The 13,942-nt window shown below is 50.4% G+C and carries 15 protein-coding genes; 10 read left to right on the plus strand and 5 right to left on the minus strand.

Annotated elements, in window-relative coordinates; genetic code table 11:
* The first annotated feature begins 227 nt into the window (after positions 1-227).
* The 10 genes from METMI_RS0107060 to METMI_RS0107120 all read left to right on the plus strand — a co-directional run bounded on the left by METMI_RS0107060 (position 228) and on the right by METMI_RS0107120 (position 9,048).
* On the plus strand, positions 228-1,478 hold the full coding sequence (locus tag METMI_RS0107060; protein WP_019865575.1) for a hypothetical protein: 1,251 nt from the start codon (positions 228-230) through the stop codon (positions 1,476-1,478).
* On the plus strand, positions 1,475-2,827 hold the full coding sequence (locus METMI_RS0107065; RefSeq protein ID WP_019865576.1) for a coiled-coil domain-containing protein: 1,353 nt from the start codon (positions 1,475-1,477) through the stop codon (positions 2,825-2,827). The genes METMI_RS0107060 and METMI_RS0107065 overlap by 4 nt, the downstream gene beginning before the upstream one ends.
* A gap of 234 nt (positions 2,828-3,061) precedes the next feature.
* A complete protein-coding gene (locus tag METMI_RS0107075) occupies positions 3,062-3,760 on the plus strand; it encodes a urate hydroxylase PuuD (protein WP_029151532.1) in 699 nt (232 codons plus the stop codon).
* 271 nt (positions 3,761-4,031) lie between these two features.
* Positions 4,032-5,522, plus strand: a complete 1,491-nt coding sequence (gene nifB / locus METMI_RS0107090; protein WP_019865581.1) for a nitrogenase cofactor biosynthesis protein NifB — start codon at positions 4,032-4,034, stop codon at positions 5,520-5,522.
* 93 nt (positions 5,523-5,615) lie between these two features.
* Positions 5,616-5,894 carry a 4Fe-4S dicluster domain-containing protein gene (locus tag METMI_RS0107095; RefSeq protein WP_019865582.1) on the plus strand — a complete coding sequence of 93 codons (279 nt, stop codon included), beginning with the start codon at positions 5,616-5,618 and terminating at the stop codon, positions 5,892-5,894.
* Positions 5,895-5,903: 9 nt separating this feature from the next.
* The gene (locus tag METMI_RS0107100; RefSeq protein WP_019865583.1) at positions 5,904-6,323 is read left to right on the plus strand and encodes an ArsC/Spx/MgsR family protein; all 420 of its coding nucleotides are present in this window, start codon (positions 5,904-5,906) and stop codon (positions 6,321-6,323) included.
* Positions 6,316-7,599, plus strand: coding sequence for an FprA family A-type flavoprotein (locus tag METMI_RS0107105; protein WP_019865584.1), 1,284 nt, complete (start codon positions 6,316-6,318; stop codon positions 7,597-7,599). Before METMI_RS0107100 ends, METMI_RS0107105 begins: the two co-directional genes overlap by 8 nt.
* A 209-nt stretch (positions 7,600-7,808) precedes the next feature.
* Positions 7,809-8,096 carry a 2Fe-2S iron-sulfur cluster-binding protein gene (locus METMI_RS0107110; RefSeq protein ID WP_019865585.1) on the plus strand — a complete coding sequence of 96 codons (288 nt, stop codon included), beginning with the start codon at positions 7,809-7,811 and terminating at the stop codon, positions 8,094-8,096.
* A 25-nt stretch (positions 8,097-8,121) separates the two neighbouring features.
* Positions 8,122-8,472, plus strand: coding sequence for a 2Fe-2S iron-sulfur cluster-binding protein (locus METMI_RS0107115; RefSeq protein WP_019865586.1), 351 nt, complete (start codon positions 8,122-8,124; stop codon positions 8,470-8,472).
* Between the two features lie 3 nt (positions 8,473-8,475).
* Complete coding sequence (locus tag METMI_RS0107120; RefSeq protein WP_019865587.1) at positions 8,476-9,048, plus strand: nitrogen fixation protein NifQ; 573 nt, start codon at positions 8,476-8,478, stop codon at positions 9,046-9,048.
* A gap of 374 nt (positions 9,049-9,422) precedes the next feature.
* Here METMI_RS0107120 and METMI_RS0107125 read toward each other — a convergent pair whose 3' ends face one another.
* The 5 genes from METMI_RS0107125 to METMI_RS0107150 form a co-directional block, all read right to left on the minus strand.
* Complete coding sequence (locus METMI_RS0107125) at positions 9,423-10,136, minus strand: dinitrogenase iron-molybdenum cofactor biosynthesis protein (RefSeq protein ID WP_019865588.1); 714 nt, start codon at positions 10,134-10,136, stop codon at positions 9,423-9,425.
* Position 10,137: 1 nt separating this feature from the next.
* The gene (locus METMI_RS0107130; protein ID WP_232215191.1) at positions 10,138-10,593 is read right to left on the minus strand and encodes an ankyrin repeat domain-containing protein; all 456 of its coding nucleotides are present in this window, start codon (positions 10,591-10,593) and stop codon (positions 10,138-10,140) included.
* Positions 10,590-10,898, minus strand: coding sequence for a rhodanese-like domain-containing protein (locus METMI_RS0107135; RefSeq protein ID WP_019865590.1), 309 nt, complete (start codon positions 10,896-10,898; stop codon positions 10,590-10,592). Before METMI_RS0107135 ends, METMI_RS0107130 begins: the two co-directional genes overlap by 4 nt.
* 330 nt (positions 10,899-11,228) lie before the next feature.
* Positions 11,229-12,923, minus strand: coding sequence for an ATP-binding protein (locus METMI_RS0107145; protein WP_019865592.1), 1,695 nt, complete (start codon positions 12,921-12,923; stop codon positions 11,229-11,231).
* 422 nt (positions 12,924-13,345) lie between these two features.
* Positions 13,346-13,921, minus strand: a complete 576-nt coding sequence (locus METMI_RS0107150; RefSeq protein ID WP_019865593.1) for a hypothetical protein — start codon at positions 13,919-13,921, stop codon at positions 13,346-13,348.
* Between the last annotated feature and the right edge of the window lie 21 nt (positions 13,922-13,942).

Raw genomic sequence — 13,942 nt, forward strand, 5'->3', positions numbered from 1 at the left:
GCCTCGCTATCTAATGCAGGCAGCGGGAGCGGATTTTTATCTTGACCACAATGCCCAATACCGGATATAAATCGCTTTAACATAAGGTATTGATATAACAAGCACAAATAATATCTTAACCCGATAAAAACAATAAGTAAGGGGAATATTGGTCTCATGAACGATCTGCAAAAGCATGGCTTGGCTTGTCCCGTAACCCTTCCCATGCCTTGGGGCTAGGGGGGCAAATGGCTAACGGACGTCTCCATAAAAACCATACCGGTAGCTTGGGTGGTTTGATCAATCGTATCCAAACGCTGTTTGTCAGCCTCTTGCGGATTTGGTCCATCCCTATCGTATTGATGCTTAGCGTCGCTTCGGGGTTTACGACTTACTATGGCATGTCGCATTTTATTACGCCGTGGATAGCCCTGATCATCACCACCGCCATCCAATCCATCATCGTCATCTGCTCCTTGGAAATTGCCAACATCCATTGGAAAGCGAACCGCACCCGCTATTTAAGCGTCTGGATTTCACTGTTTATCGCTATTGCCGCCTCCATTTCCTTTTCGTATTTTCAGTTTTATGAGATTTCCGAACATGAAACCATACAAATTAGCCGCTTAAACCAGCTTCGTGGGGAGATTAACGGTTATCTCGACAAGCTTCTGGTCGTCAAGACCAAAGTGCTGTCGCAACAACGTGAACAGTTGGAACAAGCGTCCAAAGATGTCAGCGCCGCCTATTTTGGTACGCACCCCCAGATAACCTTCAGTAAAAATCTGGTGGGCGAGGGGCCTTTTTGGAAGCATTACAACGACCTTTATCAGACCAAAAAACAACAGGTGTCCGAGCTGGAAAAAGCTTTTGCCGAGATTGACGGGCAAATCCGGCAGGTGGAAGAAGGCATAAGCCATCTTGGTGGAGAGGGTGATGAAAGCACAACCTATCAAGCCGTCATCAACGGGCTGAATGAAGTGCAACTGCGCTTTAACCATTTGGCGGCGGGGATGGGGCAGACCGGGCCGCAAATGCCTATTTTTATGACTTATGCACAGTTTAAGGAAAACATAAAACCTTCTTTTTTGATGTGGGAAGGCTTTTCTTTATTTGCTTTTGCGTGTGCGGCGATGGTCGATTTTTTCACCGTCCTGTTGTCTTACCGTTTGGAATTTACCGCCCCCGGGCCCTTGACCGAACGCGAAGAAGATCTGGTGTTTGAATGCCTGAAACAATTCACCGAGTTCCGGATCAACGGCAATGATGAACTTGAAATGGTCATCGAAAAGACCGAGCTGGAGCGCGCCCGCCGTTATTCCGATTGGTCGCGGATGTTTGTCGTGGGCTTCTTGCTCAGCCGGGGGTTTTTAAGGAAAGTCGACGCCCGGACTGTTGAATTCGCCCCCAATCTCTACCCTTTGATTGCCGAGCGTATGGGGGACAAAATCCAAGCCCTAAAAGCGGCGAATGACAATCCGTCGGGGTCTGGCTTATGAATGGCGAAAACACAGAGTTAAGCCAATGGCTTGCCGGGTTTGGCCAGGAACAGGTTAGCGATGGCGATGGGGCATGGGATCCGGGTTTTGATGCGGAACGGCGTATCGTGCATTTCCGCTTGGGATTTTTCGACAGGCTATATCTTAGGCCCGAGAATTTTAAGCAACGCTTTTACCACAAGCTTTATCCTTTGGAGATCGCCACTTGGAATATTGTCGCCCACTCGCAGTTATATGATGGTTTTTGCCGCATAGAAACGACTTTGGATATTCGGTTCCAAGCCACCGCACAATACGCGATGGCCAACCGGGATGTCCTTGGCGACATCAACGGGCATATCAAAACCGCCTATGAAGGCTTGGTCAGGGATGCCATTGACAGGGGCTTACAGGCTTTGTCGGACGGGGCTTGGATTGACTCCGGCCTGAATGGCGCCGAAAACCAAATCGCGAAAGCCGTTAACGAGTTGCTCATCCTTAAAAATGTGCAATGCCGGACTTTTTGCTCCTTGAAACCCACTTTTGAAGAGTTTTCCGAAGATAAGCGGCTAGACTCCCGTTTTGCCCAAGAATCTTTATACCTTAACGTCTTAAAAAAGAATTTCGAATTTAGGGAAAAGCAGCAGCAAGAAAGGCTACGCCAAGAACAGGCCTTGGAAAACCAAAAATTATTGTTCAAGCAAACGCAATTGCAACATTTGCGTCAGGAAGATGAAATTGAACGGGCAAAGGCTTCACAAAGCGCCCAAAGTTTCCATCTGATATTAAGAGATAAGGAAAAATTGCAATTGGAGCAATTTGAAATCGAAAAACGCTTGCATGAAGAAAAAATCAAATACGAGCAGTCTTTAAAAGAACAGGAATGGCTGGCCGTGCAGCAATTGGAAAAAAGCTTGCTTGCCAAAAAACGCCTGGCCGAAAAAGACGGCCTACAAGAAAAACTGACCCATGACAATTATTTAAAGGAGCAGGCGCTGGCGGACGAGCTTAAGGCTTACGAACGGGAACAGGCCAGCTGGGACGGGGTTAAGGAGCGTGTCCACATTGAAAACATCAAACGGGAACAACGCCTAAAAGAACTGGAGTGGCAGTTGGAATTGAACCATCAAGAGCAGCAGCAACAAATGAAGCTAAAAATGCAGGAAAAGCTTTTGCTGGATAAGCTCAACACCGAGGCCAACCTGAAAGGGATTGAACTGATGGCGCAGGTTGAAGAACGGCAAAAGCGTTTTGAAGCGACCCATAATGATGAGGAATACTTGCGTAAGGAAATTGAGTTGCTGATTTTGGAAAAGCAACGTGCCGAATTAAGCAACCAAGTGAAACAAGCTGAAAATAAAGGCCAATAAACCGGGGGGCAAAGGCGTTTTGGGCATCTTGTGTGCTGGGCCGGGTGGCGTCCGTGCCGGACAAAACCAGGCTTTAAAAAATATTAAAAATCAAATTGTTAAGCGGCTGTTCCTGATGTCCATGATGGCCATGGATTTAACTTGACATGAAAAAATTATCCTGTAATGCTCTCGGTGCGATTGTCAAACGGCAGGCGCATTTTATTAAAATTATAAAAATTATGAGGTGGAGTTATGGGTATAGTAACAACAAGCATCGGCATAGAAATGTTATTGAGGTGGGGACATTTTTTGGCGGGCGTGACGTGGATCGGGTTGCTTTATTATTTCAACTTTGTGCAAATGGAATACTTTAAGGAAGCCGAAGCAGGGGCAAAATCCGATGCCATACAAAAACTGGTGCCACGCGCTTTATGGTGGTTCCGTTGGGGTGCCGTGCTGACCTTGCTGACAGGTTTGGGCATTTTTGGCATCCGTGGCGGTGGCATGTCCATGGACATTTACGTGGGGGCGTTGATCGCCATTTTTATGTTTACCAATGTTTGGTTAATTATCTGGCCAAACCAAAAAATCTTGATCGCCTCGACCGAAGAAGTCGCCAAAGGCGGCGAAGCTTTTCCAGAAGCCGCAGGCGCGGCGGCAACGGCGGGTTTGGCATCAAGGACCAACACGTTGTTCTCCATCCCTATGTTGTTTTTCATGGGGGCTTCGGCGCATTATCCGCATAGTTTCAGTGCCTTGGCGTTTATTGCCGCCGTGCTGGTCATTTTGGTGCTGGAATATAACGGCGCGTATCCCATGATCAAACATCTGGGCGCACTGCAAAAATTACCTGCTGGCGGCAAAATGAAGTTCTATGCGAGCGTTAATGGTGTGATCCATTGCGGTTTGGGCTTAACCGTTGTTTTATTCCTGATACTCGATTATTTGTAAACCGGACTACCATTATCTGCGGTAAGGAAAATAGCCACCCAATGGGTGGCTATTTTTTTGCCTACGGAAAAGAGGCTGCCATTGCTGCGGTTACCGGCCAAAAACATTGTCCTGTTCATTACAAAACTTAAAAAGTTGGCTGTTATGTTTATAACAATGCCCTTGCTTAAAAAATAATAAAAGCAGATAAATCAACAATATAATCAAATAAATTGCCATTGGCACGGGCTGTGCATTGACCTATCTCAAACAGACAACCGAGGCCATCACCATGCAATTACCCGTATTAAATGAAGCCCCTGCGGCAAAAGGCGGCTGCTCTGCCAGCTCTTGCGGTACCACCGACAACCAAATGGACACACTGCCCGATTCGATCCGGGAAAAAGTCCAGAACCATCCGTGTTATTCGGAAGACGCACATCATTATTTTGCGCGTATGCACGTTGCGGTGGCTCCGGCTTGTAATATCCAGTGCCATTACTGCAACCGCAAATACGATTGCGCCAACGAATCACGTCCTGGCGTGGTGTCCGAATTGTTGACCCCTGACCAAGCCGTGAAAAAAACCATGGCGGTCGCGGCGACGATTCCGCAAATGACCGTGTTGGGTATCGCGGGCCCTGGCGACCCGCTCGCCAACCCTGAGCGCACTTTCGAGACCTTCCGCCGTTTAAGCGAAGAGGCTCCGGACATCAAGCTCTGCGTCTCGACCAACGGCTTGGCTTTGCCCGATGCTGTGGAAGAATTGTCCAAACACAATATCGACCATGTCACCATCACCATCAACTGTGTTGACCCTGAAATCGGCGCGAAGATTTATCCGTGGATATTCTGGAACAACAAACGCATCAAGGGCAAAAAAGCCGCGAAAATCCTGATTGACCAGCAACAAAAAGGCCTGGAAATGTTGATTGCCAAAGGCATATTGGTCAAGGTCAATTCGGTGATGATCCCTGGGGTCAACGACCAGCATTTGGCGGAAGTCAGCCGCGTGGTCAAATCCAAAGGCGCATTTTTGCATAATGTCATGCCGCTGATTGCCGAAGCCGAACACGGCACCTTCTACGGCGTGATGGGCCAGCGCGGCCCGACTCCAGATGAACTGCAAGACCTGCAAGACAGTTGTTCCGGCGACATGAACATGATGCGCCATTGCCGCCAATGCCGTGCCGATGCGGTGGGCTTGTTGGGCGAAGACCGGGGCGATGAGTTCACGCTGGATAAGATTGAAGAGATGGAGATTGACTATTCGGCGGCGATGGAAAAACGTAAAGTCATCCATCAGGCCATCCAAGAGGAAATGGACAGCAAGCGTTTGGAAAAATCACAGAAAGCCGAGCAGTTCAAGGCCGAACCTAAATTGGCAACCCGCCCTGTGCTCATGGCAGTGGCGACCAGTGGACAAGGGCTCATCAATGTCCACTTCGGTCATGCCAAAGAGTTCTTGATTTATGAAGCTTCCCCCGACGGCGTGCGTTTCATCAGCCACCGCAAGGCCGACCAATACTGTGGCGGCGACAGCACTTGCGGCGATGGCGAAAGCGTCCTGCAACAAACCGTCCGCGCCTTGGCCGGTTGCGAAGCGGTGTTGTGTTCCAAAGTCGGTTACGAGCCTTGGGATTTGCTGGAAAAGGCCGGCATCATGCCCAATGGGGAACACGCGATGGAACCCATTGAAGACGCGGTGTTGGCGGTGTACAAGGAAATGGCGGCGGCGGGCAAGTTGGACGCCAAGCCCGAAGCATTGCGGGCGAGCGCATAAAACCTAGGATGAGCTGACGCAAGGAAGCCCATCCATCAATCAGGCATTGTGATGGGCTTCCTTAGTTCAGCCCATCCTACATTGGAGTCCGACATGGCAGTAACAATCATCGAATCCTGCGTCAACTGCTTTGCTTGCGAACCCGTTTGCCCTAGCAAGGCGATTTTCGAAAGCAAGCCGCATTTTAAGGTCAATCCCAACAAATGCACGGAATGCGAAGGCGATTATCCGGTGTTCCAGTGCGCGAGCATCTGCCCGATTGAGGGCGCAATTTTGAATTCATTAGGCGAAGCCATCAACCCGCCTGGCTCATTGACAGGCATCCCGCCGGAAAAAATGGCGGAAGCGATGGCCGAGCTGCAATCGCATTAAGGACAAACAATGGCTACCGTGGTGTTTTACGAGAAACCGGGCTGCATCAATAATCGGCGGCAAAAAGAGCTGCTGGTGGCGGCGGGGCACCAGGTGATCGCTAAAAATTTATTATCCGAAGCTTGGCACGCAGACCGTTTGCGTGCTTTTTTTGGTTCGCTGCCCGTGCGCAACTGGTTTAACTACAGCGCACCGGCGATAAAAATTGGCCAAATCAGGCCGGAAAAATTGGATGAGCAACGCGCCTTGGCGTTGATGGTGGATAACCCGTTGCTGATCCGCCGCCCGTTGTTGCAAGTGGGCGAGGATTTGCGCGTGGGTTTCGACCCGCAGTTAGTGGATGAATGGATAGGCTTGACGGAGCGTACCGGCGCGGATTTGGAAAGCTGTCCTAAGACGCTTGCCCAAGCAAGCTGCGGTCATGGTTAAGCCGCCGCTACTGGTTCACGATGGCGTCGCGCAAGCCGTGGCCTTGTCTGGGCGGGTGCATTGGATAGGCGCGCTGGATCCGCATCTGCGCACTTTCGACATCATTTTAAAAACCGCCAACGGCACCAGCTACAACGCCTATCTGGTGCGTGGCAGCACTGGCGTGGCGATCATCGACACGGTGAAGGAAAGCTTCGCCGCCGATTTTTTCGCGCGTTTGGAAACCGTGGCGCGCTATGACGAGATCAGCGTCATCGTCTTGAACCATCTGGAGCCTGACCACACTGGCGCGCTGCCAGAGCTGATGCGCCGCGCCCCACAAGCGCGTCTATACATCTCGCAAAAAGCGCAGACCATGGTCAAAGCCTTGCTGAAGCAAGACGATTTGGCATTCACGCCCGTATTGACGGGCGACAGCGTATCGCTAGGCGATAGGACGCTGCAATTTTTGCACACGCCCTATCTGCATTGGCCCGATACCCAATGCACCTACTTGCCGGAAGAACACACGCTGTTTTCCGGCGATGTGTTCGGTTGCCATTTTTGCGACAGCCGCTTGTTCAACGACCAGGTCGGCGATTTCCGTTTCTCGTTTGAATATTACTACGCACACATCATGCGCCCGTTCAAGGACTATGTGAACCGTGCCTTGGATCTGATCGAGCCGCTGTTGCCGCTGGAAAAAATTGCCCCCGCGCACGGGCCGTTGTTGCGTGACCGCCCACAGCGTTACGTGAAGCGTTACCGTGAACTGTCACAAGCGGCTTTGCAAAACGAAAACCATGACGGTGAGAAAACCCTGCTGATTTTTTACATCAGCTCCTATGGCAACACCCAGCGCATGGCTGAAGCGATTTACGAAGGCGCGATGGTCATCGAGCAAGTGCGGGTGTCGCTGTATGACTTGGAAGGCAGCGAGCTGGAACCGTTTGTGGATTTGATCGAAGGTGCGGATGGCATTGTTTTCGGAACCCCCACCATTAACGGCGATGCCGTCAAGCCCGTTTGGGATTTGCTGTCGTCGCTGGCGGTCATCAACTTAAAGTCCAAGCTCGGCGGCGTGTTCGGATCTTACGGCTGGAGCGGCGAAGCCGTGCGGATGGTGGAAGACCGTTTGCGCGGCCTGAAATTGCGCGTACCCGTGCCAGGCCTGCGGATCAAGCTGATCCCGACCGAGGAAGAGATCGCCTTATGCCATGATTTCGGGCGTGAACTGGCCCAGGAATTGGTGGGGCAACGGCAAAGCAAAGTCATTGATATGGCGGATCTGGCGTAGAGCCGAGTGAATATTTGTCCACGAAATAGACGAAAAAATTTGTAGGATGGGCTGGCGTAATGAAAGCCCATCGTGCGCTGTTTATTGATGGGCTTCCCTTTTATAGTTTCCATGCCGGAAACTGGGAACGATGAATGTAATTTCGTGCCTTTCGTGTATTTCGTGGACAACAAACATAATTTTAACAACCCTCCAACAGGAGCAACATCATGGCGAAAGCTACCATCACCTTTGAAGACATCAACGTCACTGTCTCCGCACCCGCCGGCACACGGATCATCGAAATTTCCGAAAAAGTCGGCTCCGGCATCACTTACGGTTGCCGCGAAGGCGATTGTGGAACCTGCATTATGAAAGTCACCGAAGGCTGGAACAACCTGACCGAACCGTCCGTGCTGGAAGATAAAGTCCTGCGCGAAAACATGGCGGGCAAACACAACCGCTTGGCTTGCCAAGCGCAAGTGCTGGGCGGTGTCATTAAAGTCCGGCCCGTCTAAACCAAACTTCACAGGAGCAAAACCCATGGCCTTGATCACTTTTTCAAACCCCCAATATAAAGACAAAACCGTCTATGCGGTCGCTGGTAGCCACACCCAAACGCTGTTAAAACTTGCCCGCGAAAACAAAATCCCCATTAATTTTGAGTGTGAAGATGGCGAATGCGGCACTTGCCTGGTTAAGGTCAGCAGCGTCGATAAAAAACTTGAACGCATGGGCGGGACCTTAACGGAAAAAGAAAAAGCCGTGTTACGGCAATGCGGCAAAATCTCTAAAGAAGAGATGGAGCAAGTGATCGTCGATGACTTGCCACCGCCTTGGCGCTTGGCCTGCCAGATGATTGTCCGTGACGAAGACATTTTGGTCGAATATTAAGCCATGTCCGCCGCGCTCCAACTCCAGGATAGCCGGGAACGCTTCTATGACCGGCTCATGCCAGAATCCATCATTACGCCTAACCATGATTGGCTGGCCTGCATGTTGGCCAGTTGGTGCGATGGGGCGGGGGTATTGCCTGACTATCTGGGGTTGGAGCCCCAACACTTTAAGGTTTTGACTAACCATTATTTCCCTAGCGTAAACTTTCCGGAACAAGCCCCGTCGGGCAGTAAGCTGGACTATAGCCGTATGCTGGAGAAAGACGACCTGGTGAACCTGCTCAAGCTTTATAGCAAGGAAACGCCGGAAACTGATTGGATGATAGCCATCATCGTCGCCGGCTCTTTAGGTAGCGACCATCTTTGGCAGGATTTAGGGTTGTGGTCGCGCCCGCAACTCAGCGCGATGCTGCACTACAACTTCCCCGAACTTGCCGCCAAAAACAACAAGGATATGAAGTGGAAAAAATTCCTCTACAAACAGTTATGCGAGGCGGAAGGCATTTATGTTTGCCGCGCGCCCTCGTGTGAGGTTTGTATTGATTACCCTAAGTGTTTTGGGGCTGAGGATTAGCGTTCAAATTTTGATAAACCATTAACCTTAAGGCGCTGGTTCCGTTTTGCTTTAGTGGTGGCCATGCCTTCGCTAAGATTATCGAGAAAAGGCTAAACCGTCATCAGCCACGGAATTTCGTATTCCCTATCACTAGGAAAGCGGGTAAGCATCCGCCGTGATTATTGCTAGTGATGGTTTCTTGTTAAAAGCCTCATCCGTTTTTGCCTGAAAAGCCTATCCTTAACGCTGTGGCGGTCTGCCGCTATCATCCATGCCCAAGAATTCTGGTGAAATTACGGGGTATTGCCTAAAAATATGCAGATAAAAGCCGGAAATAGCCAGCCTTAGCAATCAGGGAGGCTATTTCCGGAGCTAGTATATGGAGGCAGCTTTCAACACCCCGCATCATGCGTAAACCTAACGCTTTCTTCCGCCGAACGCCCCAACGCCTTGGCAAACCATGGCGGCGGCGCATCAAACACTTTCTGGAATTCCTTCAATTGCTCCACCGCCTCTATGACATCCGGCACTTTGATCGGGTAAATGTCGGCACGGATGACTTTAGCCGCCGCCGGGCCGCCGATGGATTGCACGAACATGACATGGCAGTCTTTGATTAAATTGGCACGGAACAGGTTGCGGTCTTCCGCGCTGTCCGCTTCGATAGTGGAGCGGATGTCTATCAAGCGATAATCCTGTGCGGACAATTGGTAAACCAAAAAACGGATGCAGGAACCAAAATGCCCGTTGATCAACGCGCCGCTGTTGGAGCCGATGGCGACGCGGATGGATTCGGGCAGGTCGCCATCCTTATAAAGCTGGATTTCCGGCAAGTCTTCGTCTTCGGCTTCATCTCCCCAGAGATAGCGTACCGCCAGTTTGATGTTGGCAAGGCCGATGCCGATGTCTTCGCCATCCTCTTCACCGTCCAAGCTGCCCAGTCCTGTTTTCAGGTTGGTGACGGTGACGGATTTGAGCTTTTCATCACTCAGAGGCGAGCCGACGCGTTCATGTAAGATCCCCAACATTTTGGGCAGGTCTACACCGGGTAGGACGCGGGAGGCGAGGGCGATGCGTAAGGCGAGGTCACGGGGTAATGCGTCCATTTTAAGCTCCTGATTTAACAAGCGGGGATAATATTTTGAGTATGGTCCGGGTGGAAGCTAAGTCCAATGCGCTGAAGTCATCGTGTGTCGCCAGGCTTGGGTCTGCGCCAGCCGCCAATAGTTGTCTGACCACGTTTTCCCTGCCGCTTGAGGCGGCATAAATTAATGCGGTCGCACCGGATGCAGGGTTTTGGTAATTAAGGCTAATGCCCGCGCCTAGCAATGCGGTGATGCAATCACTGTTTTCGGCATAACAAGCCGCCCATAAGGCGTTGTTGCCGTATTCGTCAACAACATCCACGGCGGCATTTTGGCCGAGCAAAAAATTGACGACATCGCCACGGCCTTGCTGGCTGGCGAGGATTAACGGCCAAATGCCCGCATTGTTTTTGAGTGTTGGTTGGGTCACCGAAAAATAGTTATTTTGTAACCAATCCCAAATTTCTGGCTTCATCATGCCGCCTGATGCTTTTCTTTCCAGCTGGAATAGCCGCCTTCCAAGCTGTAAACCTGTTTGAAACCAAAATCACTGAAAAATTCGGCAAGGTGTTCGCTGGCGTGGCCGTAATAACAATAAATCAATAGGCTGCGTTGCTTGTCACCGCGTTTGATTAAGGATTCTTTCAGGCCTTCGTGGACATGTAGGGCGTCGTCCAAATGTCCGGCTTTGTAATCTTTCAGATCCCGGCAATCCAAGATCAAGGGCTTGGCTTCTTTAATCAATGTTTCTGAATCGCTAATGGAGAGGGTTTTAAATTTCATAGTCGTGTTAATGACATTGGTGGGTCATTCCTCAGAATGTGATTGTAGTAAACCTAACAATAAAATGGAGTTTGTTGCCATTTTTGTTGTGATAGGCCGTTTAGTGACCTATTTTCAAGGGCTTAAAATAGGCCGGGTTACCTTTGGATTATTGAGCAATTTATTTGCCAACCTACCGGATCCCATTAGTTTTCATGGGCCAGCAGGGCTATCGGACAAAAAAAAGCATCCTATCCGAGAAAATAGGATGCCAAAGGCACTACTTATGGAAAATGATATAAAAAGATGCCTATAAAAAGCCGAGTTGCCCACCCACCATTAAATTCACATTCAACCCGCCAATTCCATCCCCCGAAACACCGAACACCGCTTAAACACCTCCAAAGTCGGCAAGGCGTTTTTATGTTGGCAATATTTGGCGACCAGTTTTGATAAGCCTTTAATATCGCGTCCGGTGGCTTCGGGGAAAATATCGACTAATTGCGCGATTAAATCCACATCAATCGCCAAGCCGAATTGCGCCACCATCACTTGCCAGATTTTGCCCCGCGCTTCACTGTCTGGCGGGTAGTATTTGATTAAGGCGATACAGCGGGACACAATCGCTTCGTCAATGTCATCAACGCGGTTGGTGGTCAAAAACAGCAGGCCGTTGAAATATTCCAACACCCGCAAGAACACGCCGACTACGGCGTTCATGGTGATGTTGTTGTCGCGGCGTTTGATGTAGACATCGGCCTCGTCGATCAGCATCACCGCCCCCCAGCGCTGGGCGCGGGTCAGCACGTCTTTCAGGGCTTTTTCCATTTCGCTGACATTTAGGCCCAATTGCCCGGAATGCACGCGGTACAAAGGCCGCCGGATGATTTCCGAATACACTTCGGCGGTCAGCGTTTTCCCGACCCCCGCAGGCCCGGCACACAGCACTGTCGTGCCGCCCGATTTTCCGGCCACGATGTCATCCATCAGCACATCCATTTCCGCCGTCAAAATGTCGATCAAATCAATCTGTTCTTCGCGCAAAATCAGCTTTTGTTTGAGTTCCGGCTGGTATTGGTAGGGTTGGATGTCATTCACATGCACCCATAAATGGTGGTGCAGCTCCAAGTGGAACATCAGCAAATAGCCGTGTACTGGCAGGTCGGTGAACAAGCCTTTGGGGATTTCCGCCTGCGAGGCTTCGGCTTCTAGCTCGATTTTGCTGTCGTAGCGGGTGCTTTTGGCGGCTTTGCGCAGGTATTTGGCGAGGATGTCGCCTTTGGCATCGGCGGTTAACGCCCGCTCGCTCAAGATGCTTTCATCGCAGACCAGACGGGCGTTGCCGCCTTCGGTGGACAAAACCACCACATCTTTTTTCGCCCAATCGGTGTTGCGGTGCGTGGCGGTCGGGTCTTCGGCGAAAAAGCCGGTGCCTTTCCCCAGGAACTGGGCGCCGGATTGTCCGCACCAATCAAAATAGCGGCTGGCGGCTTCGTCGTAAGCGGCGATCAGTTCAGGCGTTTCTTTCAGATAGCCCTTGTCCATGAAGATTTCCGTGACGGTTTTATTCACGATATCACGGGCGCGGATGGTCACGGTGTTGATGGCGATCTTGCCTTTGGCGTTAGCTTTCAGCTCCAGCGTGACGCGTCCGGTTTCTTCCTCGCCCGAAGGCGTGTAATCCAGGCGTGTGACCAGATAGGCCATGGGTTTGCCTTGGACATTGGCATGGAACAGCCAGCCACGCAACGCGTTATTGACCAGATAACGGGCGATGGCGGGCAAGAGCATTTCCAGATCATCTTCCTCAAAACGCACAGTGTCATCGTTCATTGCCTGTTGCAATGTCGACAATTGTGCGGCCTGGCCTTGCAAGCTACTGTCTTTTTGGTAAAGCAGTTGCAGATAATTGATTTCGCTAGTGGACAGGTTGCGGAACGGCACTTCGGCCTTGTTGCCAAAACGTAGTTGGTCTTGCAGGTTTACCAAGCGTGGGAATTCACTGACCAAAGCTTCCACATGCTGGCGTTCTATTTGTAGCTTCATGGTAGCCCCTTAATGTCCACGAAAAACACGAAATTCACGAAAATAGCCATATGAGCTGGGTTGCCCGTTCCCAAGCTCCGGCTTAGGAATGCAGGACGTGAAGCTCTAGCTTCCCATGATTATCGAAGCTAGAATTTTTGAGACGTGAGTTCCCAAGCGGGAGCTTTACTGCCATTAAGTTAAGGTTTTAATCAAAATAAAACAATTAGTTACGAACGAATTTGTAGGTCGGGTTTACCTAAAGGGCATAAAAGCGATAGCGTAACCCGACGCATCAGCACCCAAATGTGGGGTTACGCTGACGTTAACCCGACCTACGATTGATATGCACCGCAAAAATACAACCGTAACCGCATGAATATTAATATTTATTCCTTAACTTAATGGCAGTGAGGCGGGGGCTTGGAAACTCGCGTTCATGCTTAAATCGCCCCAACCGCCGCTTCTTTCACTACAACAATCGTATTGGCTGCGGCTTCTTCATAAGACACCAACGCGCCTTTGGCTTTGTAGGATTTGGCGGCGGCATAAGCGATGGCCACTTTGTCTTCGGCGGATTGGTTTTTCAGTTCGTGTTTTTCGATGTACAGCTCTTCCAAGAATTCATTCCATACCAGACCTTCCTTGAAGGGTAGCAATTTGTAGGTCACGCCTGACAATTCGACTTGCATGGCTTTGGCTATGTTTTCGATGTAAAGGATGGCAATGCAATCCACCGCCAAATCTGCGCCATATTTTTCGACAAACATCGGCAACAATTCCAGTTTAGGCAACAAGCCGTTCAGGAAAACGATTTTATCGTTTTCAACGATGAATGCGGAATGCACCAGCAAGGCTTCTGGCGGTTTGCGGTCATTCGGATTAGATGAGCTTTCGCACTTCTCGCCTTCTTTCAGCACCAAATCGCCGCGATACGCGTACACGCCTTTGGTGCTGGTTTCGCCGTTGACGAGGGTGACAGTGAGTAAGCCTTTGGCTTGGTAATCTGCTAGTAACATGGGATTCTCCATTTAAGTAGG

This window comes from Methylovulum miyakonense HT12, assembly GCF_000384075.1.
GTDB lineage: Bacteria > Pseudomonadota > Gammaproteobacteria > Methylococcales > Methylomonadaceae > Methylovulum > Methylovulum miyakonense.

What these genes read in the sequence shown, in the direction of transcription:
- METMI_RS0107130 (WP_232215191.1), bottom strand. Translation starts at nt 10,593, where the DNA reads ATGATGAAGCCAGAAATTTGGGATTGGTTACAAAATAACTATTTTTCG.
- METMI_RS0107150 (WP_019865593.1), bottom strand. Translation starts at nt 13,921, where the DNA reads ATGTTACTAGCAGATTACCAAGCCAAAGGCTTACTCACTGTCACCCTC.
- METMI_RS0107120 (WP_019865587.1), top strand. Translation starts at nt 8,476, where the DNA reads ATGTCCGCCGCGCTCCAACTCCAGGATAGCCGGGAACGCTTCTATGAC.
- METMI_RS0107110 (WP_019865585.1), top strand. Translation starts at nt 7,809, where the DNA reads ATGGCGAAAGCTACCATCACCTTTGAAGACATCAACGTCACTGTCTCC.
- nifB (WP_019865581.1), top strand. Translation starts at nt 4,032, where the DNA reads ATGCAATTACCCGTATTAAATGAAGCCCCTGCGGCAAAAGGCGGCTGC.
- METMI_RS0107135 (WP_019865590.1), bottom strand. Translation starts at nt 10,898, where the DNA reads ATGAAATTTAAAACCCTCTCCATTAGCGATTCAGAAACATTGATTAAA.
- METMI_RS0107125 (WP_019865588.1), bottom strand. Translation starts at nt 10,136, where the DNA reads ATGGACGCATTACCCCGTGACCTCGCCTTACGCATCGCCCTCGCCTCC.
- METMI_RS0107095 (WP_019865582.1), top strand. Translation starts at nt 5,616, where the DNA reads ATGGCAGTAACAATCATCGAATCCTGCGTCAACTGCTTTGCTTGCGAA.
- METMI_RS0107060 (WP_019865575.1), top strand. Translation starts at nt 228, where the DNA reads ATGGCTAACGGACGTCTCCATAAAAACCATACCGGTAGCTTGGGTGGT.
- METMI_RS0107065 (WP_019865576.1), top strand. Translation starts at nt 1,475, where the DNA reads ATGAATGGCGAAAACACAGAGTTAAGCCAATGGCTTGCCGGGTTTGGC.
- METMI_RS0107105 (WP_019865584.1), top strand. Translation starts at nt 6,316, where the DNA reads ATGGTTAAGCCGCCGCTACTGGTTCACGATGGCGTCGCGCAAGCCGTG.
- METMI_RS0107100 (WP_019865583.1), top strand. Translation starts at nt 5,904, where the DNA reads ATGGCTACCGTGGTGTTTTACGAGAAACCGGGCTGCATCAATAATCGG.
- METMI_RS0107145 (WP_019865592.1), bottom strand. Translation starts at nt 12,923, where the DNA reads ATGAAGCTACAAATAGAACGCCAGCATGTGGAAGCTTTGGTCAGTGAA.
- METMI_RS0107115 (WP_019865586.1), top strand. Translation starts at nt 8,122, where the DNA reads ATGGCCTTGATCACTTTTTCAAACCCCCAATATAAAGACAAAACCGTC.
- METMI_RS0107075 (WP_029151532.1), top strand. Translation starts at nt 3,062, where the DNA reads ATGGGTATAGTAACAACAAGCATCGGCATAGAAATGTTATTGAGGTGG.